Raw genomic sequence first — 21406 nt, 5'->3', positions numbered from 1 at the left:
TCGATGAACGATGAATTGCAGCACCTGAAGAATCTTGGCAAGACCTCTGCACAGTGGTTGCATGCGGCGGGTATCCACAGCGCGTCGGACTTGCGCCGGCTCGGCGCGGTGGGCGCCTATCAGGCCGTGAAAACGCGAGGGTTCAGGGCGTCGAAGGTGCTGTTGTACGCCATTGAAGGTGCATTGCTGGACATGCACTGGAACGATTTGCCAGCCGAACGCAAGGAAGCGCTCAATCAACAACTGGAAGCGAAATGCCCTATCGCCAAAAAAAACTGAAATAAACGCGAGAAGGGTGTTGACGATTAAATGAGAATCGTTATGATTATCACAACTGGTCGCGAGACTGGTTGGATAAACTAAGAGCCCCTGGTTCGGACTCTCAGATTATCTCCTCATCAGGCTAATCACGGTTATTGACCCGGCATTTTGCCGGGTCTTTTTTTGCCCGCAGGTTCACCCCGCCCAGAGGCGTCTTAGCTATTGGCGCAACTGCGCGCAGTAGTCCTGCTCGGGCATCGCCGCCGTGTACCAGACAAAGTCGGCCATCCCGCTTTTGACCTGCTCACCCGCTTCGGCCAGCAGCACCACTTTGCTCTCGCCCGTCGCGCCAAGATCGGCAAGGTGCAAAGGCACCCCCAAGTCCTTGCGCACATGGAACGACCCGGCCAACAGCAACGCTGGCTGCGGCGCCGCCAGCAGCCGTTCGGCGATACGCCGATCCCGCTGTTGCTGCACAGCCAGCATCGCTGGCAGCTGGCTTTCCGGTAACAGGCCACAATGCCCCTGCTTCACCTGTTCGAGCAGTGCCGCCCGTACCGCTGGCGCATTGGAATGGGTTCCCGACATAACCGCAGGGTGCCGATAGGCCTGGCGCATCTCGGTGGGTGACAGGTTGGCCGCCAACAGCGGCACATGGTGTTGCAAGGCTTCTCGCACAATAGGGCCGTACAATTGCCAGTCCCAGCCGTCGTCCCAGGCCAGGGCCTTGGGCAGGTCCTGTGGCAGTTGCGCTCGCCCGGCGAGCGCATCGACGCCGGCCTGCTGCTCGGGCTGCAGCATTTCCAGCAACAGGCTGCCCTGCGCCCGGCGCAGCTGCAGCGCACGCATCAACCACAGCTGCAAGGCGTGATGATCCGGGTTGTCATGCTTCTCGCCGATCAACACCCGTGGCGCATGGGCCAGGCGCTCGACCAGCTGTTCGGGGCTGATCACCTGTCCACTGGCCAGATCGTGAATCTGCCCCAGTTCGGCGTTATCCCGCCCCTCGCTGCTTTGCCAGGCCGGCAACGGCGGCAGGTTGGCCTGACAGCCACCCAGCGCCAGCGCCAGGCACAGCAATGAAACGCACAGCAAAGGATGACCCATGGGCAGTGCCTCCTAGCGGGTAATGATCAGCGGGTGGCCACGTTCCGGGTGCGCCTGCACCAGCACGTCGATGCCGAACACGGCCTTGAGTGACACAGGTGTCAGCACCTCCCGGGGACTGGCCAGGGCATGGCAGCGGCCGCTTTCGAGAAGCAGGACACGATCGCAGTAGCGTGCAGCCAGGTTGAGGTCATGCAGGATCACCAGCACTGCTGCACCACGGTCGGCGAAGCTGCGTACGGTTTCCAGCGTCGTATGCTGATGCAAAGGATCGAGCATGGAAGTCGGTTCGTCGAGCAACAGCGTGGTCCCCTTTTCCCCCGGCCAGAGCTGGGCCAGAACCCGTGCCAGGTGCACACGTTGGCGCTCACCACCGGACAGCGCCAGGTAACTGCGCTCAACCAGGTGCCAGGCATCCGCGGCACGCAACGCTGCCTCGACGATCTCCCGGTCACGCTGCCGACCACTGCCGTGGGGCAGCCGCCCCATGCCGACTACCTCCTCGACACGGAAGGCGAAGCCCAGGCTGGATACCTGTGGCAGCACCGCCAGGCGCTGTGCCCGAGCCTGGCCCGGCCATTGAGCCAGGGCTCTACCCTGCAGGGTCACCTGCCCGTGGCTTGGCGTGAGCTCGCCGCACAATGCCCCCAGCAGGCTGCTCTTACCCGCGCCATTAGGCCCCAGCACGCCCAGCACCTGCCCAGGCTCCAGCTGCAGATTGATGTCATGCAGCACTTCATTGCTGCCTCGGCGCAGATGCAGGTTTTGGACCTCAAGCATCAATTACGCCCTCGAACCAGCAAAAACAGGAAGAACGGGGCACCGATGAATGCGGTCACGATACCAATGGGCAATTCAGCCGGGGCCAACGCCAAGCGCGCCACCAGGTCGGCAAACAACAGCAAGGCCCCACCGGCCAACAGCGAGGCTGGCAACAATACCCTATGGTCGGGGCCAGCCAGCAACCGCACCAGATGTGGCACCACCAGGCCAACGAAGCCGATCAGCCCCGCTGCGGCGACTGCAGCGCCAACCCCTAAAGCCGTGCAGCACACCAGCTCGCGCTTGAGCCGCTCCACTTCGATGCCCAGATGTCGCGCTTCCGATTCACCGAGCAATAACGCATTGAGCGCCTGAGCCCGGCGCGGCAGCCAGAGCGCCACCCCCGCAGTGATCAGCAACAAAGGCCAGAGCCGCTCGTAACTGGCTCCATTGAGGCTGCCCAGATTCCAGAAGGTCAGCGTGCGCAGCGTGGCGTCATCGGCCAGGTAGGTAAACAGCCCCACCGCCGAGCCGCCGAGCGCTGTCAGCGCAATGCCGGCCAGCAGCATCGTGGCGACGTTGGTCTGCCCCTCACGCCGTCCCAATCGGTACACCAGCGCCGTGACGCCCAGCCCGCCGATGAAAGCGCAGGCCGACAGCAGGTACGGGGCAAGCCCTTCCGGGACACCCCCTAGCCAGCTGCCGCCGACAATCGCCACCGCCGCCCCCAGCGCCGCACCACTGGCGACACCGACCAGGCCGGGGTCGGCCAACGGGTTGCGGAACAGGCCCTGCATGGCCACTCCGGAAAGCGCCAGCACAGCGCCCACGGCCAGCCCCAGCAGCGTACGGGGCATGCGGATCTGGCCAAGGATCATGTCTGCCTGTTCCAGGCCGTCAGCGGCAATTGGCAGCCCGAGCAAACGCAGGCCGGCGCGCAAGGTATCCCCTGGCGGCAGGCTTACCGGCCCAAGGGCCAGCGACAGCCAGATGGCCAGCAGGCACAGCAAAGCCAGGCAAACAAAAAGCGTTCGCGGCGGGATACGCTGTTTCATTTGGCAGCGCTTGCCGGGTAAAACGCTGTCGCCAGCTCCTGCATGGCGGTTGGCAGGCGGGGGCCGAGACCTCCCACCAGCAAGGTCGGGTCGAGCGATACCAGGCGCTTGTCGCGCACTGCTCGGGAAGCGGCCAACGCAGGGTTCTCTTTGAGCAACGCCTGCAAGGCCTGCTCACCGCTCAACGCACGATCGGAAAACACTACGACATCCGGGTCGAGCGCTGCCAGCGCCTCATTGGAGAAATTCCTGTAGCCCTGGTGTTCGGCAAGGTTGCGCCCCCCCGCCTGGCGCAGCACCCAGTCACCTGCAGTGCCCTGCCCGGCAATCAGCGGCCGGGCGCCGGCATGCCCAACCAGCAGCAGCACACCTGGCGCCTGATGATGCTGCTGGGCCTGCCTGACCTGCGATTGCAGCGCTTCGAGTTGCTGATGATAGCCCGCCGCCAACTGTGCGGCTTTGTCCTCGGCACCGAGCAAGGTGCCCAAGTGCTTGAGATTCTGGTCAACGGCAGCCAGATCGGCCTGACTGGAAAACAACTCGACCGGCACGCCTGCTTTGCGCACCTGCGCCAGCACCGGCGGCGGCCCCATCTCCTCGGTACCCACCAGCACATCCGGATGCAGGCTGAGAATGCCCTCGGCCGACAACTGCCGCTGATAACCAACACTCGGCAAGGCCTTCAGCGACGCGGGGTGCTGGCTGGTGGTATCGACGCCCACCAGGCGTGGCTCGCCACCCAGTTCACTGATCCACTCGCTCAGCGCCCCGCCGGCGCTGACCCAGCGCTGCGGCAATTCGGCGGCCAAGGCCTGAGTGGAAGCAACGAAAACTACGCACAGGGCGAGCAAGCCAGCGGGACGGCGCATCATCGGATTCCTTCTGAAGGCGGGCCGCACGCCTTGTGGCGGGCAGCGGAACTGCGCACCATAGGCAGCCGGCGCAGCAAATGCGGGCAATTTGATAATTATTCGCATTGACGCGTCAAGCCATCACTTTGTTTCACGAGCCTTCCCTGCAATGCATTTTCTTTGTCCTTCCACGGCCCTGGCCGAGGGCCATAGCCGCGCCTTCAGCGTAGACGGCATCGACCTGTTCGGCGTGCGCCGTCAGGGCCAGGTGTACCTGTACCGCAACCGCTGCCCTCACCGCGGCATCCCGCTGAACTGGGCGCAAGATGCCTTTCTTGACGACAGTGCCAGCCTGATCCACTGTGCCCATCATGGCGCGCTGTTTCTGATCGAGAGTGGTGAATGCGTGGCCGGCCCCTGCGAAGGCGAAATGCTGCAGGCCCTGGACTGCCATGAGGACAGCCAGGGCATCTGGCTCAGGGGTTGAGCAACACCGGTAGCCGGCGGTCGATGATGATCTGCTCGTCATCCAGGCGTACCCCGTAGGCCAACACCTCGACCCCGTCGGCCACCGCAGCGCGCAGGGCGTTGGCATAGGCAAGGTCGATTTCATCGGCTGGGCGTACCGCCTCGATGCCGGTCAGGTTCACGCAGTACAGCTGCACCGCACGAATGCCCTGGCGGGCCAAAGCCGCCAGCTCGCGCAAGTGCTTGGCACCGCGCTGGGTCACGGCATCCGGGAACGCCGCCACGGCAGTATCCGGGTAACCCAGGGTCACGCTCTTGACCTCGATATAGGCTGGCCCGGCTGCAAACTCCAGGCGAAAATCCACCCGGCTGCGTTCTTCGCCGTAAGCCACCTCACGTTTCAGCGCGGTAAACCCGGCCAGCTCGTGGATCACTCCGGCACGCAACGCCTCCTCAACCAGCGCATTGGCGCGCCCGGTGTTGATGCAAGCCAGGCGGCCCTGGGGCGTTTCGCTGATTTCCCAGGTGCCTGGCAATTTGCGCTTGGGGTCGTTGGAGCGGCTGAACCACACCTGCCCGCCTTCGCGCATGCAATTAAGCATGGAACCGGTGTTCGGGCAGTGGATGGTCAGTTGCTCGCCACTGGCCGATTCGATATCGGCCAGGAAGCGCTTGTAGCGACGCAGCAGGCGCCCTTGTTCAAGTGGAGGAAAAAACACCATTCAGCCTTGCCAGCTCCGCAACCCACGGGCGATGCGCTCGACCGCCTGCTCCAGGCGCGGCAGGCCCTGGGTATAGGCAAACCGTACATGGTGGCCGGCCAAATGGCGGCCGAAGTCAAGGCCTGGGGTAAAGGCCAGGTGCTCGGTTTCAAGGAAATGCTGGCAGAAAGCAAAGGCATCGCCACCGAACGCGCTGATATCGGCATACAGGTAGAACGCGCCCTGCGGCTCGACGGCAATGCGGAAGCCCAATTCACGCAGCGCCGGCAACAGGTAGTCGCGGCGACGGGCGAATTCGGCGCGACGCGCTTCGAAAATCGCCAGCGATTCCGGCTGGAAGCAGGCCAACGCCGCATGCTGGGCCATGCTCGGTGCACTGATGTAGAGGTTCTGGGCCAGCTTCTCCAGATCGGCCACGGCATTGGGCGGGGCCACCAGCCAGCCGAGCCGCCAGCCGGTCATGCCGAAATACTTGGAAAAACTATTGAGGACAAACGCCGAGTCATCCACTTCCAGCACGCTCGGCGCATCCATGCCGTAGGTCAGGCCGTGGTAGATCTCGTCCACGACCAGGTGACCATGGCGTTCACGGGTGGCCTTGGACAGGCTGGCCAGCTCCTCGCGGCCCAGCACGGTGCCCGTCGGGTTGGCTGGCGAGGCGACCAGGGCGCCGACGCTGTCCTTGTCCCAGTAACGCTCGACCAGGTCGGCGGTGAGCTGGTAGTTGACCTCTGGCCCGACTGGGACCAGCTGCGCGCCGCCTTCGACCAGGCGCAGGAAGTGGCGGTTGCACGGGTAACCCGGGTCAGCCAGCAGCCAGTGCTTGCCGGGGTCGACCAACAAGCTGCTGGCCAGCAGCAACGCCCCGGAGCCGCCCGGCGTGACGAGAATCCGCTCAGGGTCGATCTGCAGGCCATAACGCTGGCCATAGAAACCGGCGATGGCCTCGCGCAGCGCTGGCAGGCCACGGGCGGCGGTATAGCGGGTATGCCCGGCGGCCAACGCGGCCTGGCCGGCAGCGACGATCGGTGCGGCGGTGGTGAAGTCCGGCTCGCCGATTTCAAGGTGGATCACGTCATGGCCGGCTGCTTGCAGCTCGTTGGCCCGCGCCAGCAACGCCATGACGTGGAAGGGTTCGATGGCGCGGCTGCGCACGCTGTAGGGGTGGGCCATGACCTTCTCTCAATTGGGTCTAAACTGTTGATTCTACCTTTGCAGCGCACCGAACGTGCGCCGCGCGCTGCGGTCAACACCTAGGATCGGGCGGGCTAGCGCAACCCCCGATCTATCTGGTAAGTTCGGCGGCTCGCAGTCGCAGGGCCGGCGGGTGCCGGAGATGGAGCAGCCTGCGCATTGGATCAGATGAGTGAGAGGCGGTCTATTCATGTCCACCGTAGAAAAGCAAAAAACCGGTCAGACCATGTACGGTGTCGCGCCCTATCAAGAGGGCACGGGCGAAGATTACATGGACGACCGCATGAGGGATCACTTCACCAAGCTGCTCAATGCTTGGAAAAGCGAGCTCATGCAGAGTGTCGACCGCACCGTAGACCACATGAAGGATGAAGCTGCGAACTTCCCCGATCCGGCCGACCGCGCCAGCCAGGAAGAAGAATTTGCCCTGGAGCTTCGTAACCGCGACCGCGAGCGCAAGCTGATCAAGAAGATCGACAAGACCTTGCAGAAGATCCAGGACGAAGAATACGGCTGGTGCGAATCGTGCGGCATCGAGATCGGCCTGCGCCGCCTTGAAGCCCGTCCTACCGCCGACCTATGCTTCGACTGCAAGGAAATCGCGGAGAAAAAGGAAAAGACCGTCGGCAAAGGCTGACACGTCTTCCATCCGAACGGGGCGCATCATGCGCCCCGTTTCATTTATATGCCCGGCAATGCCATGAAAGACTCCCGTTATATCGGACGCTTCGCCCCCACCCCAAGCGGCTTCCTGCACTTCGGCTCGCTGGTTGCCGCCCTGGCCTCCTGGATCGATGCCCGCGCCGTGGACGGCCGCTGGCTGTTGCGCATGGAAGACACCGACCCACCCAGGGAAATGCCAGGCGCCCGCGACGCGATACTGCAGACCCTCGAGCGCTACGGCCTGGAGTGGGATGGCGAAGTGGTTTATCAAAGCCAGCGCCACGAAGCCTATGCCGCCGTGGTCGACCGCCTGTTCAGCATGGGCCTGGCCTACGCCTGTACCTGCTCGCGCAAGCAGCTGGAGGGGCACAATGGCATCTACCCAGGCTATTGCCGTAACGCGGGCCATGCCCGGGAAGGCGCGGCGATCCGCCTGCGGGTACCCGAACTGATCTACCGCTTCAGCGACCGGGTGCAAGGCGAGTTCCAGCAGCATCTTGGGCGCGAAGTGGGCGACTTCATCATCCAGCGACGCGATGGGCTCTATGCCTATCAACTGGCGGTGGTGCTGGACGATGCCTGGCAAGGCATCACCGATATCGTGCGCGGGGCCGACCTGCTCGACAACACGCCGCGCCAACTGTACCTGCAGGAATTGCTGGGCTTTTCGCAACCGCGCTATCTGCACATTCCACTGATCGTCCAGCCTGACGGGCACAAGCTGGGCAAGTCCTATCGTTCGCCGCCGTTGCAGGCGCAGCAGGCGACGCCTTTGCTGCTGCGCGCGTTGCGGGCGCTGGGGCAGGAAACCGATGCCGAACTGCTGCTGGCAACACCCGCCGAAGTGCTGGCGGTAGCACGCGAGCAGTGGCGACCAGAAGCCATTGCCCGGCAGTTGACGGTGCCAGAGGCTGATTTGCACTGAAGCAGGCATGGCCTGTTCATGGGTAAACCCGCGCCCACAGGAGCAGTGCAATGCCCGGGACCTGTGCAGTACCTGTGGGGGCGGGTTCACCCGCGAAGAGGACGGCACAGGCAAATACCGCTCAAATTCAAAAGCGTAATAAATTCAGACTCTTGGCGAACCCTATGGATTACCGCTAGCATCGCCACAGTCAATTGCGCCAATAATAAGTCCAAGCCCGCAGCGCCCAACCATCGAGGCCAGCATGTACATCTATCGTTTGGTCCTGCTTCTGGTCGTGGGGATCTACCTGTTCTCCCCGGCCATCATGGACTGGTGGATCGAACCGACCGGTGCCTGGTACCGCCCCTACCTGCTCTGGCTGATCCTGATCGTCGTCACCTTCATCCTGCAGAGCCAACGAGATGCCGATGAGCTTTAGCCTGACCCAGATGATCCTGATCAGCGCCGCGTACCTGATGGTGCTGTTCGGCGTGGCCTGGATCAGCGAGCGAGGGCTGATCCCGCGCTCCATCATTCGCCACCCGCTGACCTACACCTTGTCGCTGGGCGTCTACGCCAGTGCCTGGGCCTTTTATGGTTCGGTAGGCCTGGCCTATCAGTATGGCTACGGCTTCCTCGCCTGTTACCTGGGGGTATCCGGTGCATTCCTGCTGGCGCCGGTGCTGCTCTACCCGATCCTCAAGATTACCCGCACCTACCAGTTATCGTCACTGGCCGACCTGCTGGCGTTCCGTTTTCGCAGCACCTGGGCCGGCGCGCTGACCACCCTCATCATGCTGATCGGCGTGCTGCCCCTGCTTGCCCTGCAGATCCAGGCAGTGGCCGACTCGATCAGTATCCTTACCGGCGAACCGGTCAAGGCCCGGGTGGCCTTTGCCTTCTGTGCGCTGATCATCCTGTTCACCATCTTCTTCGGCTCGCGCCATATCGCCACCCGTGAGAAACACGAAGGCCTGGTGTTCGCCATCGCCTTCGAGTCGGTGATCAAGCTGCTGGCCCTGGGCGGCATCGGCCTGTATGCGCTGTATGGTGTGTTTGGCGGGCCGCACCAACTGGAAGTGTGGCTGCTGCAGAACCAGACGGCCCTGGCAGCCTTGCACACCCCCTTGCAGGAAGGCCCATGGCGCACCCTGCTGCTGGTGTTCTTCGCCTCGGCCATCGTCATGCCGCACATGTACCACATGGCCTTCACCGAAAACCTCAACCCGCGCTCGCTGGTCAGCGCCAGCTGGGGCCTGCCGCTGTTCCTGCTGCTGATGAGCCTGGCCGTGCCGCTGGTGCTGTGGGCCGGCCTGCGCCTGGGCGCCAGCACCAACCCCGAGTACTTCACCCTGGGCCTGGGGATCGCCGCCAACAACCAGGCGCTGGCTTTGCTGGCCTACGTTGGCGGGCTCGCGTCCGCCAGCGGGCTGATCATCGTCACCACGCTGGCGTTGTCGGGCATGGCCCTCAACCACTTGGTGCTGCCGCTTTACCAGCCGCCTGCCGAAGGCAATATCTACCGCTGGCTGAAGTGGACCCGCCGGGCGCTGATCGTCGCCATCATCACTGCCGGCTTCGTCTTCTACCTGACCCAGAACAACCACCAGAGCCTGGCCAACCTGGGCATCGTGGCCTTCGTCGCCACACTGCAGTTCCTGCCAGGCGTGCTGTCGGTGCTGTACTGGCCGACCGCCAACCGCCGCGGCTTCATCGCCGGTCTGCTGGCCGGGACCGTGGTGTGGCTGGTGACCATGCTGCTGCCGCTGCTGGGCAACCTGCAGGGCTTCTATATCCCGCTGCTGGACATGATCTATGTGCTAGACGACACCAGCTGGCACATGGCGGCAATTGCCTCGCTGGCGGCCAACGTGCTGCTGTTCACGCTGATTTCGTTGTTCACCAACGCCAGCACTGAGGAAGTCAGCGCCGCCGAGGCCTGCGCCGTGGACAACGTGCGCCGGCCGCAGCGCCGCGAGCTGCACGCCGCATCGCCACAGGAATTCGCCACCCAACTGGCCAAACCACTTGGCGCCAAGGCGGCGCAGAAGGAGGTCGAACAGGCCCTGCGAGACCTTTATCTGCCGTTCGATGAGCGCCGCCCCTATGCCTTGCGCCGCCTGCGCGACCGTATCGAGGCCAACCTCTCGGGCCTGATGGGGCCAAGCGTGGCGCAGGACATGGTCGAGACCTTCCTGCCGTACAAGTCCGGTAACGAGAACTACGTCACCGAGGACATCCATTTCATCGAGAGCCGCCTGGAAGACTACCACTCGCGCCTTACCGGCCTTGCCGCCGAACTCGACGCCCTGCGCCGCTACCACCGCCAGACCCTGCAAGAGCTGCCCATGGGCGTCTGCTCGCTGGCCAAGGACCAGGAAATCCTGATGTGGAACAAGGCCATGGAAGAGCTGACCGGCATTGCCGCCAAGCATGTGGTCGGCTCGCGCCTGGTGACCATCAGCGAACCCTGGCGCGGCCTGCTGCAGGGCTTCATCAACGTGCCCGACGAACATTTGCACAAGCAGCGCCTGGCGCTGGACGGTCAACCGCGCTGGCTGAACCTGCACAAGGCGGCCATCGACGAGCCCCTGGCGCCCGGCAACAGCGGCCTGGTGCTGCTGGTCGAGGACCTCACCGAAACCCAGGCCCTGGAAGACAAACTGGTGCATTCCGAGCGCCTGGCCAGCATCGGCCGCCTGGCCGCTGGCGTGGCCCACGAAATCGGCAACCCGATTACCGGCATTGCCTGCCTGGCGCAGAACCTGCGCGAGGAGCGTGAAGGCGATGGGGAAATCATCGAGCTGTCCAGCCAGATCCTCGAGCAGACCAAGCGCGTGTCGCGCATCGTCCAGTCGCTGATGAGCTTCGCCCACGCCGGCGGCAGCCATCAGAACAGTGAAGAGCCGGTATGCCTGGCCGAGGTGGCACAAGACGCCATCGGTCTGCTGGCGTTGAACCGGCGCAACTTCGAAGTACAGTTCTTCAATCTCTGCGACCCGGACCATTGGGCCGAGGGTGATCCGCAGCGCCTCGCCCAGGTGTTGATCAACCTGCTGTCCAATGCCCGCGACGCCTCGCCGCCTGGCAGCGCCGTGCGGGTGCGCAGCGAAGTCAGCGAGCACACCGTCGACCTGATCGTCGAGGACGAAGGCAGCGGGATCCCGAAGAACATCATGGACCGCCTGTTCGAACCGTTCTTCACCACCAAGGACCCGGGCGAAGGAACCGGACTGGGGCTCGCTCTGGTCTATTCCATCGTGGAAGAGCATTATGGGCAAATCACCATCGACAGCCCGGCCGATATCGAACGGCAACGTGGCACCCGGATCCGCGTGACCCTGCCCCGGCATGTCGTAGCGACGTCCCCTGAAATTCGAGACCGTCGAGAGAATTGAATCAATGCCGCACATTCTGATCGTCGAAGACGAAACCATCATCCGCTCGGCCCTGCGTCGGCTGCTCGAACGCAATCAGTACCAGGTCAGCGAAGCCGGCTCGGTACAGGAAGCCCAGGAACGCTTCAGCATTGCCACCTTCGACCTGATCGTCAGCGACCTGCGCCTGCCGGGTGCCCCGGGCACCGAGCTGATCAAGCTTGGCCAGGGCACGCCGGTGCTGATCATGACCAGCTACGCCAGCCTGCGATCGGCGGTGGACTCGATGAAGATGGGCGCGGTGGACTACATCGCCAAACCCTTCGATCACGATGAAATGCTTCAGGCCGTGGCGCGCATCTTGCGTGACCGCCAGAACGCGCCGGCAGCCGCGCCGGCCCCGGCCGCCGAACCGCGGGCCAACGGCAAGGCCGCGCCAGCTGACAAAGGTGCCGCCGCCAATGGCGAGATCGGCATCATCGGTTCGTGCCCGCCCATGCAGGACATGTACAGCAAGATCCGCAAGGTGGCACCGACCGACTCCAACGTGCTGATCCAGGGTGAGTCGGGCACCGGCAAAGAACTGGTCGCCCGCGCCCTGCACAACCTGTCACGGCGCGCCAAGGCGCCGATGATTTCGGTGAACTGTGCGGCCATTCCGGAGACCCTCATCGAATCGGAACTGTTCGGCCATGAAAAAGGGGCATTCACCGGCGCCAGTGCCGGCCGTGCTGGCCTGGTAGAAGCCGCCGACGGTGGCACATTGTTCCTCGACGAAATCGGTGAACTCCCGCTCGAAGCCCAGGCACGCCTGCTGCGCGTGCTGCAGGAAGGCGAGATTCGCCGGGTCGGTTCGGTACAGTCGCAAAAAGTCGACGTGCGCCTGATCGCCGCGACCCACCGCGACCTGAAGAACCTGGCCAAGGCCGGGCAGTTCCGCGAAGACCTGTATTACCGCCTCCACGTGATCGCCCTGAAGTTGCCGGCCCTGCGCGAGCGCGGCAGTGATGTCAACGAGATCGCCAATGCCTTCCTCGCCCGCCAGAGCGCGCGCATCGGTCGTGACGACCTGCACTTCTCGGCCGAGGCCGAGCAAGCCATTCGTCATTACAGCTGGCCGGGCAACGTGCGCGAACTGGAAAACGCCGTGGAGCGTGCGGTGATCCTTAGCGAGAGTGCGGAAATTTCCGCCGACATGCTGGGCATCGACATCGAGCTGAGCGACCTCGAGGAGGATGACATCCTCGACAATGCTCTGGTCGCGGCCAGCGCCAGCAGTGCCAGCCATGAACCGACCGAGGACCTGTCGCTGGAGGACTACTTCCAGCACTTCGTACTCGAGCACCAGGACCACATGACCGAGACCGAGCTGGCACGCAAGCTCGGAGTCAGCCGCAAGTGCCTGTGGGAACGGCGCCAGCGCCTGGGCATCCCACGGCGCAAGAGCAACGCGACCAGCGACAACTGATTCTGATCTCCGTTGGCCTTACCGGCCTCTTCGCGGGCAAGCCCGCTCCCACAGGATTTACACAGTCTCTGACACTGCGTGATCCTGTGGAAGCGGGCTTGCCCGCGAATGGGCCGGCAAAGCCAATGCACACACACCGGGTAACACCTCAGTTCCCGCACAAATCTGTTACCCAACCTTTCCGCCGTAACAGTTCACGAGGCGTACGGTAACGAAAAATCCACATTTCCAGCCCGCCGCCAAACGCAAAATTTCGCCAAACCCTTGATTTCACTGGGTTTTGAAAAGTTGGCACGGCACCTGCTATATGTCTGGTACAAGAACAATAACAAGCACAGCAACTCAGAATAAGAACAAGACGAAACGGCTCACGCACAATAAGAACAAGACGGCGGAGGCGCAGCTAACTGATTCTTTTGGAGAGGATGCGTGTTTGGGGCTTGCCCCACGACCAGGCAGAGAACAACAAAAACTGCACTTCAAAGCAGCGCCTGAACTGGTTGGATCGAACGATCAACATGACGTCAGCGACCAAAGCAATCCGTTTGCTCTTTACCCCTGGATTGGGGGTCGTCCACAAGCTTCGAGATTTGTGGACAGGGCACTCAACAAAAACAAGAAGCCCAGTAAAAAAACAATAAGAGCACGCAACGACTTCTTGGGGAGCTTAGGCTCCCCTTGTCGTTTCTCCCCCTCGGCAGGGCCTCCTGCTACCGCCTACACCATTCCCCGAGTAAATGCTAGAATCCCCGCCCATCATGCGGCCATTCTCCTATTCTTGGCCGAACATTCCTTCAAACAGTGCATCCCATGCTGAAGAAGCTGTTCCAGTCGTTCCGCCCTCCCGTACCGGGCCAGCACCACAGGCGCACCACGCCTGAGGTGATCAACAAGAGCCAACACTCGTTGCAGCGCCACCAGTTCAGCCGCCACGCGGTGAACATCGTCGAGCGCCTGCAGAGCGCTGGCTACCAGGCATATCTGGTCGGTGGCTGTGTCCGCGACCTGATGCTGGGCATCACGCCCAAGGACTTCGACGTCGCCACCAGCGCCACGCCCGAGCAGGTGCGTGCCGAGTTCCGCAACGCGCGCATCATTGGTCGGCGCTTCAAGCTGGTCCACGTGCATTTCGGCCGTGAGATCATCGAAGTCGCCACCTTCCGTGCGCCCCACTCCGAAGACGACCAGGGTGACAGCCACCGTTCGTCCCACAACGCCAGCGGTCGCATCCTGCGTGACAACGTATACGGCACTTTGGAAGAAGACGCGCAGCGCCGCGATTTCACCATCAACGCCCTGTACTACGATCCGGTCAGCGAGCGCATTCTCGACTACGCCAATGGCGTGCACGACATCCGCAACCGTCTGTTGCGTCTGATCGGCGACCCGACCCACCGCTACCAGGAAGACCCGGTGCGCATGCTGCGCGCAGTGCGCTTTGCCGCCAAGCTGGACTTCGGTATCGAGAAGCACACCTTCCAGCCGATCCGCAAACTGGCCCCGCTGCTGCGCGAGATCCCGCCCGCACGCCTGTTCGAGGAATGCCTCAAGCTGTTCCTCTCCGGCCAAGGGGCCATCGCATTCGAGATGCTGGTCGACCTGGAGCTGTTCGAACCGCTGTTCCCGGCCAGTGCCCATGCCCTGGAAGAGCGTCCGACCTACACCCATACCCTGATCAGCCAGGCGCTGAACAACACCGACCTGCGCGTCAAGCAGGGCAAGCCGGTAACCCCGGCCTTCCTGTTCGCCGCCCTGCTCTGGCCAGCCCTGCCAAGCCGGGTACTGCACCTGCAGAGCCAAGGCGTGCCGCCGATTCCGGCCATGAACGGCGCAGCCCACGACCTGATCGCCGAGCAGTGCGCACGCATCGCCATTCCGAAACGCTTCACCCTGCCCATCCGCGAGATCTGGGACATGCAGGAACGCCTGCCGCGCCGCAGTGGCAAGCGCGCCGACCTGCTGCTCGACAACCCGCGCTTCCGTGCCGGTTACGACTTCCTGCTGCTGCGCGAAAGCGCCGGCGAAGAAACCGACGATCTGGGCCAGTGGTGGACCGACTATCAGGATGCCAATGACAGCGAGCGCCGCGAGATGATCCGTGAGCTTGGCAGCCGTGACGAAGGCGCTGCTGCCGGCCCGCGCAAACGCAAGCGCAGTGGCGGCAAGCGCAAGCGCAGCGGTGGTGACGAGGCGTTCGAGTGACCACGCGCGCCTTCATCGGCCTCGGCAGCAATCTGGACGCCCCCGCAGAACAACTGCGCAGCGCCCTGCAGGCGCTCGACCAGATTGCCGACAGCCGCCTGGTGGGCGCTTCGGCGCTGTACACCAGCGACTCGCTGCTGCCCGGCCAGCCGCGTTACACCAACGCGGTAGCCGCCCTCGACACCACCCTGGCACCACTGCAACTGCTCGACGCCCTGCAAGCCATCGAGAACGACCAGGGCCGCGTGCGCAAGGAACGCTGGGGCCCGCGCACCCTCGACCTGGATATCCTGCTGTTCGGCGACCAGGTCATCGATCTGCCACGCCTGCAGGTGCCGCACTACCACATGCATGCGCGCCCCTTCGTGCTGTACCCCTTGGCCGAGCTGGTGGCAGACGACTTCTGTCTGGCCGATGGCCGCGCCCTCGCCGAACTGCTCCAAGCCTGCCCATTCGTCGGCCTGGAACGCCTGTAAACCGGGCGTTTGAGATAGTCACTCAGGCACGGTAACGCAAGTAACACCCTGTTAGTAACAATGCGGTAACAGGGTGATTGACTTCCCCCACCTCGCTCACGACTATAGGCGTCCCGTGTGGCACCAAAGTGCCGCATACCCGTATTTAGGCCCGGACGGACCTGTGCCCGAACATCACGCGCGATGATGTGCCGCTCCGGAAGATGACTACACGCGTTGTATGCAGTCGTTTTTCACAGCGCCTGAACGAGGATTTTCCTACATGCCTGAAGTAACCCTGACCACCCTGCATGGCCTCAAGGCCAAGGGTGAAAAGATCACCATGCTGACCTGCTACGATGCAACCTTCGCCAAGGCCTGCAGCCAGGCTGGCGTCGACGTGTTGCTGGTGGGCGACTCCCTGGGCATGGTCCTGCAGGGCCATGACAGCACACTGCCCGTCACCACTGCAGAGATGGCCTACCACACCGCCTGCGTCAAACGCGGCAATGATGGCGCGCTGATCCTGGCGGACCTGCCGTTCATGGCCCATGCCACTCCCGAGCAGGCGTTTGCCAACTGCGCCACGCTGATGCAGGCCGGCGCCCACATGATCAAGCTCGAAGGCGCCGCCTGGCTGGCCGAAACCATCCGCCTGCTGGCCGAACGCGGCGTGCCAGTGTGCGCGCACATGGGCCTGACGCCGCAAACCGTCAACGTCCTGGGCGGATACAAGGTCCAAGGCCGTCAGGAAGCGCAAGCCCGGCAGATGCGCGCCGACGCCATTGCGCTGGAGCAAGCCGGCGCGGCGATGCTGCTGCTCGAATGCGTACCGAGCGAACTGGCCGCAGAAATCACCCAGGCAGTGAGCATTCCGGTGATCGGCATCGGTGCCGGTAGCGCTACCGATGGCCAGGTATTGGTCCTGCACGACATGCTCGGCCTGTCGCTGAGTGGCCGGGTGCCGAAGTTCGTGAAGAATTTCATGCAAGGCCAGCCCGATATCCAGAGCGCCCTCACCGCCTACGTCAAGGCCGTCAAAGACGTTGCCTTCCCCGCTGCCGAACACGGATTCAGCGCATGAACACAGTCAAGACCGTCCGCGAACTGCGTGCCGCCGTCGCTCGTGCACGCGGCGAAGGCAAGCGCATCGGCTTCGTGCCGACCATGGGCAACCTGCACAGCGGCCATGCCGCGCTGGTGACCAAGGCTGCCCAACGTGCCGATTTCGTGGTCGCCAGCATCTTCGTCAACCCCTTGCAGTTCGGTGCCAACGAAGACCTCGACAAATACCCGCGCACCCTCGCCGCCGACCAGGAGCGCCTGCTGCAGGCCGGTTGCAATCTGCTGTTCGCACCCACCGTGGAAGAGATGTACCCGGACGGCATGAGCGTGCAGACACGAGTCAGCGTGCCCAACCTGTCCGAAGGCCTGTGCGGTGCCAGCCGCCCTGGGCATTTCGAAGGCGTGGCGACCGTGGTCAGCAAGCTGTTCAACATGGTCCAGCCAGACTTGGCCGTGTTTGGCGAAAAGGACTACCAGCAACTGGCGGTAATCCGCGCCATGGTGCGCGACCTGAACATGCCGATCCAGATCATCGGTGAGCCGACCGTGCGCGCCGAAGATGGCCTGGCGCTGTCTTCACGCAACGGTTACCTGACGCCTGAGCAACGCGCCACGGCGCCAGTGGTGTATCGCACCCTGCAGCAGATCGGTGAGGCGCTCGGCCGCGGCCAGGTGGATTTCGCAGCATTGATCGAGCAAGGCAAGGCACAGCTGAGCGCTGCCGGCCTGCGCCCGGATTATCTGGAAGTGCGCCATGCTGTGAACCTGCGCCCGGCAGCGTTCGGTGACCGGGACCTGGTGATTCTGGTTGCTGCTTACTTGGGTAACACCCGGTTGATCGACAACCTGTATCTTCACCTGGACGAGAAGACCGCATAACCTTCCGGGGCTGCTTCGCAGCCCCAAATTCCCCCTGCATACCCATTCCCTGCCCGCGGCCTTTGCCTATAATGATGGCCAGCCTGAACCCGGCAATGACTGCCCTGTCCAAGGCACATCTCGCATCAAGGAATTCCGCGCAATGGCGTATTACCGTACACCCCACGATGTTACGGCCCTGCCTGCCTGGCAGGCCCTGCAAACACACCGCGACGCCATGCAAGGCTTCAGCATGCGCGAAGCCTTTGCCGCCGACGCCAAGCGCTTCGACCAGTTCTCCCTGAGTAGCTGCGGGCTGTTCCTCGACTATTCGAAAAACCTGATTACCGACGAAACCCGTGGACTCCTGGTCAGCCTGGCCGAACAGGTTGGCCTGGAGGATGCAATCAAGTCGATGTTCAGCGGCGAGATCATCAACGCCTCGGAAGGCCGTCCGGTGCTGCACACTGCACTGCGCCGTCCGGTCGGCGACAAGCTCAACGTCAACGGTGTCAACGTGATGCCGGAAGTCCACAAGGTACTCAACCAGATTACCGAGCTGGTCGGCCGAATCCATGACGGCCTGTGGCGTGGCTACAGCGAAAAGCCGATCACTGATGTGGTCAACATCGGCATCGGTGGCTCATTCCTAGGCCCCGAGCTGGTCTCTGAAGCCTTGCTGCCTTACGCCCAGCGCGGCGTGCGTTGCCATTACCTGGCCAATATCGACGGCAGCGAGTTCCATGAGCTATCGGCCAACCTGCGCGCCGAAACCACGCTGTTCATCGTCTCGTCGAAGTCGTTCAACACCCTCGAGACCCTGAAGAATGCGACGGCCGCGCGCACCTGGTACCTTGCTCAAGGCGGCTCGGAAGCCGAGCTGTACCGCCACTTCATCGCGGTTTCCAGCAACAAGGCCGCTGCCGTGGCCTTCGGCATGCGTGAAGAGAACATCTTCCCGATGTGGGACTGGGTAGGCGGGCGCTACTCGCTGTGGTCCGCTATCGGCCTGCCGATCGCCTTGGCCATCGGGACCGCCAACTTCAAGGAACTGCTGTCCGGTGCCTACACCATGGACCAGCACTTCCAGACCGCGCCGTTCGACAAGAACATGCCCGTGCTGCTGGCCCTGCTGGGCATCTGGTATGGCAACTTCTGGGGCGCCAGCAGCCACGCGATCCTGCCGTACGACCATTACCTGCGCAACATCACCAAGCACCTGCAGCAGCTGGACATGGAGTCCAACGGCAAGAGCGTGCTGCAGGATGGCACCCCGGTGAAGACCGATACCGGTCCGGTGATCTGGGGCGGCGTCGGCTGCAACGGCCAGCATGCCTACCACCAGTTGCTGCACCAGGGCACCCAGCTGATTCCGGCCGACTTCATCGTGCCAGTGGTCAGCTTCAACCCGGTGGCGGACCACCATCAGTGGCTGTACGCCAACTGCCTGTCGCAGAGCCAGGCGCTGATGCTCGGCAAGACCCGTGAAGAAGCCGAAGCCGAACTGCGACAGAAGGGCCTGAACGACGCGGACATCGAAAAGCTCGCGCCGCACAAGGTGATTCCGGGCAACCGCCCGAGCAACACCCTGGTAGTCGAACGCATCAGCCCGCGCCGCCTGGGCGCTCTGGTGGCGATGTACGAACACAAGGTGTTCGTGCAAAGCGTGATCTGGGGCATCAACGCCTTCGACCAGTGGGGCGTGGAACTGGGCAAGGAGCTGGGCAAAGGTGTTTACCAGCGTCTTGTGGGAAGCCTCGAAGACAGCGCCGAAGATGGCTCCACCCAAGGCCTGATCAACTACTTCCGCGGCCGTCACCGCGGTTGACCTTTAACCTGCCCCGGCCTCTTCGCGGGTAAACCCGCTCCCACAGGTACTGCACAATACTTCAAATGTGTGCAAAACCTGTGGGAACGGGTCTACCCGCGAAGAGGCCGGGGCAGGTTGAACACTCTCCCCAGCTACACTGTCCATCGAATAGCCGTTGCCGTCCCTCCGACAAGAGCAGGACCACCCGCCATGTTCGATATCAAGCAGTATCCCCAGGCCCTGGCCGTCAGCCAGTCCGCCAGCCTTTCCCCCGACGACTACCAGCGCCTCTACCGCCAGTCGGTCGATGATCCCGACACCTTCTGGGCCGAACAGGCCAAACGCCTGGACTGGATCAAACCCTGGTCGAGCGTGCAGCAATGCGACCTGAAGACCGGCAGCGCCCGCTGGTTCGACGGTGCCCAGCTCAACGTCAGCTTCAACTGCATCGATCGTCACCTGGCCCAGCGCGGCGAGCAAACCGCCCTGCTGTGGGAGGGTGACGACCCCAAGGACTCCAAGGCCATCAGCTACCGTGAGCTGCACCGCCAGGTCTGCCGCCTGGCCAATGCGCTGAAGGCAAGAGGTGTGCACAAGGGCGACCGGGTGTGCATCTACATGCCGATGATTCCAGAAGCCGCGTATGCCATGCTCGCTTGCACACGCATCGGTGCCATCCACTCGGTGGTGTTCGGCGGCTTCTCGCCGGATGCCCTGCGCGACCGCATTCTCGATGCCGACTGCCGCACCGTGATCACCGCCGACGAAGGCGTACGCGGCGGCAAACGCATCCCGCTCAAGCACAACGTCGACAAGGCCCTGAGCAGTTGCCCTGCGGTCAGCAGCGTGTTCGTGGTACGTCGTACCGGTGGCGATGTCGCCTGGAGCGAAGGCCGCGACCTCTGGTATCACGAAGTGACCGAAAAGGCCGGCGAAGACTGCCCGCCCGAACCGATGGACGCCGAAGCCCCATTGTTCATCCTGTATACCTCCGGCAGTACCGGAAAACCCAAAGGGGTGCTGCATGGCACCGCTGGCTACCTGTTGCAGGCGGCGATGACCTTCAAGGTGGTGTTCGATTACCGCGACGGCGAGGTGTTCTGGTGCACGGCAGACGTTGGATGGGTCACCGGTCACAGTTACATCGTCTACGGGCCGCTGGCCAACGGCGCGATTTCGCTGATGTTCGAAGGCGTCCCCAACTACCCAGACACCTCGCGCTTCTGGCAGGTGGTGGACAAGCATCAGGTGAACATCTTCTACACCGCGCCCACTGCGCTGCGCGCGTTGATGCGCGAAGGCTCGGCGCCGCTGCAGGGAACCTCGCGCAAAAGCCTGCGCCTGCTCGGCAGCGTAGGCGAGCCGATCAATCCGGAAGCCTGGGAGTGGTATTTCGAAGAGGTCGGACAAAAGCGTTGCCCCATCGTCGACACCTGGTGGCAGACCGAGACCGGCGGCATCATGCTCACGCCGCTGCCCGGGGCACAACGGCTCAAGCCCGGCTGCGCCACCCAGCCGATGTTCGGCGTGCAACCTGCGCTGCTGGATGAACAAGGCAAACTGGTCGAAGGCCCCGGCGCCGGGCTGCTGGTGATCAAGGCCAGTTGGCCAGGGCAGATACGCAGCGTCTACGGCGACCACCAGCGCATGGTCGACACCTACTTCAAACCCATGCCCGGCTACTATTTCACCGGTGACGGCGCCCGCCGCGATGCCGACGGTGACTACTGGATCACCGGCCGCATCGATGATGTCATCAACGTCTCCGGGCACCGCATCGGCACCGCCGAGGTGGAAAGCGCGCTGGTGCTGCACGACAGCGTCGCCGAGGCTGCCGTGGTCGGCTATCCCCATGACCTCAAGGGCCAGGGCGTGTATGCCTTCGTTACGCCCATGAATGGCATTACCCCGGACGATACGCTCAAGGCCGAGTTGCTGGCGCTGGTCAGCAAGGAGATCGGCAGTTTCGCCAAGCCAGAGCTGATTCAGTGGGCCCCGGCCTTGCCCAAGACCCGCTCGGGCAAGATCATGCGGCGTATACTGCGCAAGATCGCCTGCAACGAACTGGACAATCTCGGCGACACCTCGACCCTGGCCGACCCGAGCGTAGTCCAGGGACTGATCGACAAACGCCTCAATCAATAGCGGGCGGCCACTTTCCCTGGCCGTCCTGACCCACAG

Annotated in this window: 19 protein-coding genes; 13 read left to right on the top strand and 6 right to left on the bottom strand. The window is 63.2% G+C overall.

The genetic code is table 11. The features are described from left to right. Nucleotides 1-3: 3 nt before the first annotated feature. Nucleotides 4-279 (top strand): TfoX/Sxy family protein, encoded by a 276-nt coding sequence (locus tag CQW31_RS18790; RefSeq protein ID WP_099815152.1) that lies wholly within the window; start codon nucleotides 4-6, stop codon nucleotides 277-279. A 201-nt stretch (nucleotides 280-480) separates the two neighbouring features. Here the strand turns inward: CQW31_RS18790 and CQW31_RS18785 are convergent, their stop codons facing one another. The 4 genes from CQW31_RS18785 to CQW31_RS18770 are packed head-to-tail and all read right to left on the bottom strand — an operon-like array spanning nucleotide 481 to nucleotide 4057. Further along, a complete protein-coding gene (locus CQW31_RS18785) occupies nucleotides 481-1368 on the bottom strand; it encodes a ChaN family lipoprotein (protein WP_099815151.1) in 888 nt (295 codons plus the stop codon). Nucleotides 1369-1380: 12 nt separating this feature from the next. After that, nucleotides 1381-2148, bottom strand: a complete 768-nt coding sequence (locus CQW31_RS18780; RefSeq protein ID WP_054885613.1) for a heme ABC transporter ATP-binding protein — start codon at nucleotides 2146-2148, stop codon at nucleotides 1381-1383. After that, nucleotides 2148-3131: an iron ABC transporter permease gene (locus CQW31_RS18775; protein ID WP_178075580.1), complete on the bottom strand. Its 984-nt coding sequence runs from the start codon at nucleotides 3129-3131 to the stop codon at nucleotides 2148-2150. Before CQW31_RS18775 ends, CQW31_RS18780 begins: the two co-directional genes overlap by 1 nt. Before the next feature lie 50 nt (nucleotides 3132-3181). Next, complete coding sequence (locus CQW31_RS18770; RefSeq protein WP_099815149.1) at nucleotides 3182-4057, bottom strand: hemin ABC transporter substrate-binding protein; 876 nt, start codon at nucleotides 4055-4057, stop codon at nucleotides 3182-3184. Between the two features lie 148 nt (nucleotides 4058-4205). Between CQW31_RS18770 and CQW31_RS18765 the strand changes: the two genes are divergently transcribed. Continuing rightward, on the top strand, nucleotides 4206-4523 hold the full coding sequence (locus CQW31_RS18765; protein WP_054885616.1) for a Rieske (2Fe-2S) protein: 318 nt from the start codon (nucleotides 4206-4208) through the stop codon (nucleotides 4521-4523). On the opposite strand, the gene sfsA is transcribed toward CQW31_RS18765, so the two are convergent. Together sfsA and CQW31_RS18755 are read right to left on the bottom strand one after the other, a co-directional pair. Beyond that, a complete protein-coding gene (gene sfsA, locus CQW31_RS18760; RefSeq protein ID WP_054885617.1) occupies nucleotides 4513-5226 on the bottom strand; it encodes a DNA/RNA nuclease SfsA in 714 nt (237 codons plus the stop codon). The two genes, CQW31_RS18765 and sfsA, sit on opposite strands and share 11 nt — an antisense overlap. Further along, nucleotides 5227-6399 (bottom strand): pyridoxal phosphate-dependent aminotransferase, encoded by a 1173-nt coding sequence (locus CQW31_RS18755; protein ID WP_099815148.1) that lies wholly within the window; start codon nucleotides 6397-6399, stop codon nucleotides 5227-5229. It abuts the gene before it with no gap. Between the two features lie 211 nt (nucleotides 6400-6610). Between CQW31_RS18755 and dksA the strand changes: the two genes are divergently transcribed. The 11 genes from dksA to acs all read left to right on the top strand — a co-directional run bounded on the left by dksA (nucleotide 6611) and on the right by acs (nucleotide 21370). Beyond that, complete coding sequence (gene dksA, locus CQW31_RS18750) at nucleotides 6611-7057, top strand: RNA polymerase-binding protein DksA (RefSeq protein WP_054885619.1); 447 nt, start codon at nucleotides 6611-6613, stop codon at nucleotides 7055-7057. 63 nt (nucleotides 7058-7120) lie between these two features. Then, nucleotides 7121-8008, top strand: coding sequence for a tRNA glutamyl-Q(34) synthetase GluQRS (gene gluQRS / locus CQW31_RS18745; protein ID WP_099815157.1), 888 nt, complete (start codon nucleotides 7121-7123; stop codon nucleotides 8006-8008). A gap of 244 nt (nucleotides 8009-8252) precedes the next feature. Beyond that, nucleotides 8253-8429, top strand: a complete 177-nt coding sequence (locus CQW31_RS18740) for a hypothetical protein (protein ID WP_003250005.1) — start codon at nucleotides 8253-8255, stop codon at nucleotides 8427-8429. Further along, nucleotides 8413-11388 (top strand): sensor histidine kinase, encoded by a 2976-nt coding sequence (locus tag CQW31_RS18735; RefSeq protein ID WP_176509684.1) that lies wholly within the window; start codon nucleotides 8413-8415, stop codon nucleotides 11386-11388. The genes CQW31_RS18740 and CQW31_RS18735 overlap by 17 nt, the downstream gene beginning before the upstream one ends. A gap of 4 nt (nucleotides 11389-11392) precedes the next feature. Then, the gene (locus CQW31_RS18730; protein WP_054885621.1) at nucleotides 11393-12835 is read left to right on the top strand and encodes a sigma-54 dependent transcriptional regulator; all 1443 of its coding nucleotides are present in this window, start codon (nucleotides 11393-11395) and stop codon (nucleotides 12833-12835) included. Nucleotides 12836-13645: 810 nt separating this feature from the next. Further along, complete coding sequence (locus CQW31_RS18720) at nucleotides 13646-15037, top strand: polynucleotide adenylyltransferase PcnB (protein ID WP_054885622.1); 1392 nt, start codon at nucleotides 13646-13648, stop codon at nucleotides 15035-15037. Then, entirely contained in the window at nucleotides 15034-15513 is a 480-nt protein-coding gene (gene folK / locus CQW31_RS18715; RefSeq protein ID WP_099815146.1) for a 2-amino-4-hydroxy-6-hydroxymethyldihydropteridine diphosphokinase, read from the top strand. Before CQW31_RS18720 ends, folK begins: the two co-directional genes overlap by 4 nt. Before the next feature lie 262 nt (nucleotides 15514-15775). Next, nucleotides 15776-16576, top strand: coding sequence for a 3-methyl-2-oxobutanoate hydroxymethyltransferase (gene panB / locus CQW31_RS18710; RefSeq protein WP_054885624.1), 801 nt, complete (start codon nucleotides 15776-15778; stop codon nucleotides 16574-16576). Next, nucleotides 16573-17436, top strand: coding sequence for a pantoate--beta-alanine ligase (panC, locus tag CQW31_RS18705; protein ID WP_054885625.1), 864 nt, complete (start codon nucleotides 16573-16575; stop codon nucleotides 17434-17436). The genes panB and panC overlap by 4 nt, the downstream gene beginning before the upstream one ends. A gap of 142 nt (nucleotides 17437-17578) precedes the next feature. Then, the gene (gene pgi, locus CQW31_RS18700) at nucleotides 17579-19243 is read left to right on the top strand and encodes a glucose-6-phosphate isomerase (RefSeq protein WP_099815145.1); all 1665 of its coding nucleotides are present in this window, start codon (nucleotides 17579-17581) and stop codon (nucleotides 19241-19243) included. 192 nt (nucleotides 19244-19435) lie between these two features. Beyond that, complete coding sequence (gene acs, locus CQW31_RS18695; RefSeq protein ID WP_099815144.1) at nucleotides 19436-21370, top strand: acetate--CoA ligase; 1935 nt, start codon at nucleotides 19436-19438, stop codon at nucleotides 21368-21370. Nucleotides 21371-21406 lie beyond the last annotated feature (36 nt).

The sequence above is a fragment of the Pseudomonas sp. 382 genome (assembly GCF_002759075.1).
In the GTDB taxonomy this organism is placed as follows: Bacteria; Pseudomonadota; Gammaproteobacteria; order Pseudomonadales; family Pseudomonadaceae; genus Aquipseudomonas; species Aquipseudomonas vlassakiae.
Note: the sequence above shows the minus strand (reverse complement) of the source record. Positions and strands in the feature narration are given on the sequence as shown.

Bases quoted from the DNA above. Each gene is read 5' to 3' on its own strand.
- CQW31_RS18790 (WP_099815152.1), top strand. From the start codon at position 4: ATGAACGATGAATTGCAGCACCTGAAGAATCTTGGCAAGACCTCTGCA.
- CQW31_RS18785 (WP_099815151.1), bottom strand. From the start codon at position 1,368: ATGGGTCATCCTTTGCTGTGCGTTTCATTGCTGTGCCTGGCGCTGGCG.
- CQW31_RS18780 (WP_054885613.1), bottom strand. From the start codon at position 2,148: ATGCTTGAGGTCCAAAACCTGCATCTGCGCCGAGGCAGCAATGAAGTG.
- CQW31_RS18770 (WP_099815149.1), bottom strand. From the start codon at position 4,057: ATGATGCGCCGTCCCGCTGGCTTGCTCGCCCTGTGCGTAGTTTTCGTT.
- CQW31_RS18765 (WP_054885616.1), top strand. From the start codon at position 4,206: ATGCATTTTCTTTGTCCTTCCACGGCCCTGGCCGAGGGCCATAGCCGC.
- sfsA (WP_054885617.1), bottom strand. From the start codon at position 5,226: ATGGTGTTTTTTCCTCCACTTGAACAAGGGCGCCTGCTGCGTCGCTAC.
- CQW31_RS18755 (WP_099815148.1), bottom strand. From the start codon at position 6,399: ATGGCCCACCCCTACAGCGTGCGCAGCCGCGCCATCGAACCCTTCCAC.
- dksA (WP_054885619.1), top strand. From the start codon at position 6,611: ATGTCCACCGTAGAAAAGCAAAAAACCGGTCAGACCATGTACGGTGTC.
- gluQRS (WP_099815157.1), top strand. From the start codon at position 7,121: ATGAAAGACTCCCGTTATATCGGACGCTTCGCCCCCACCCCAAGCGGC.
- CQW31_RS18740 (WP_003250005.1), top strand. From the start codon at position 8,253: ATGTACATCTATCGTTTGGTCCTGCTTCTGGTCGTGGGGATCTACCTG.
- CQW31_RS18735 (WP_176509684.1), top strand. From the start codon at position 8,413: ATGCCGATGAGCTTTAGCCTGACCCAGATGATCCTGATCAGCGCCGCG.
- CQW31_RS18730 (WP_054885621.1), top strand. From the start codon at position 11,393: ATGCCGCACATTCTGATCGTCGAAGACGAAACCATCATCCGCTCGGCC.
- CQW31_RS18720 (WP_054885622.1), top strand. From the start codon at position 13,646: ATGCTGAAGAAGCTGTTCCAGTCGTTCCGCCCTCCCGTACCGGGCCAG.
- panB (WP_054885624.1), top strand. From the start codon at position 15,776: ATGCCTGAAGTAACCCTGACCACCCTGCATGGCCTCAAGGCCAAGGGT.
- panC (WP_054885625.1), top strand. From the start codon at position 16,573: ATGAACACAGTCAAGACCGTCCGCGAACTGCGTGCCGCCGTCGCTCGT.
- pgi (WP_099815145.1), top strand. From the start codon at position 17,579: ATGGCGTATTACCGTACACCCCACGATGTTACGGCCCTGCCTGCCTGG.
- acs (WP_099815144.1), top strand. From the start codon at position 19,436: ATGTTCGATATCAAGCAGTATCCCCAGGCCCTGGCCGTCAGCCAGTCC.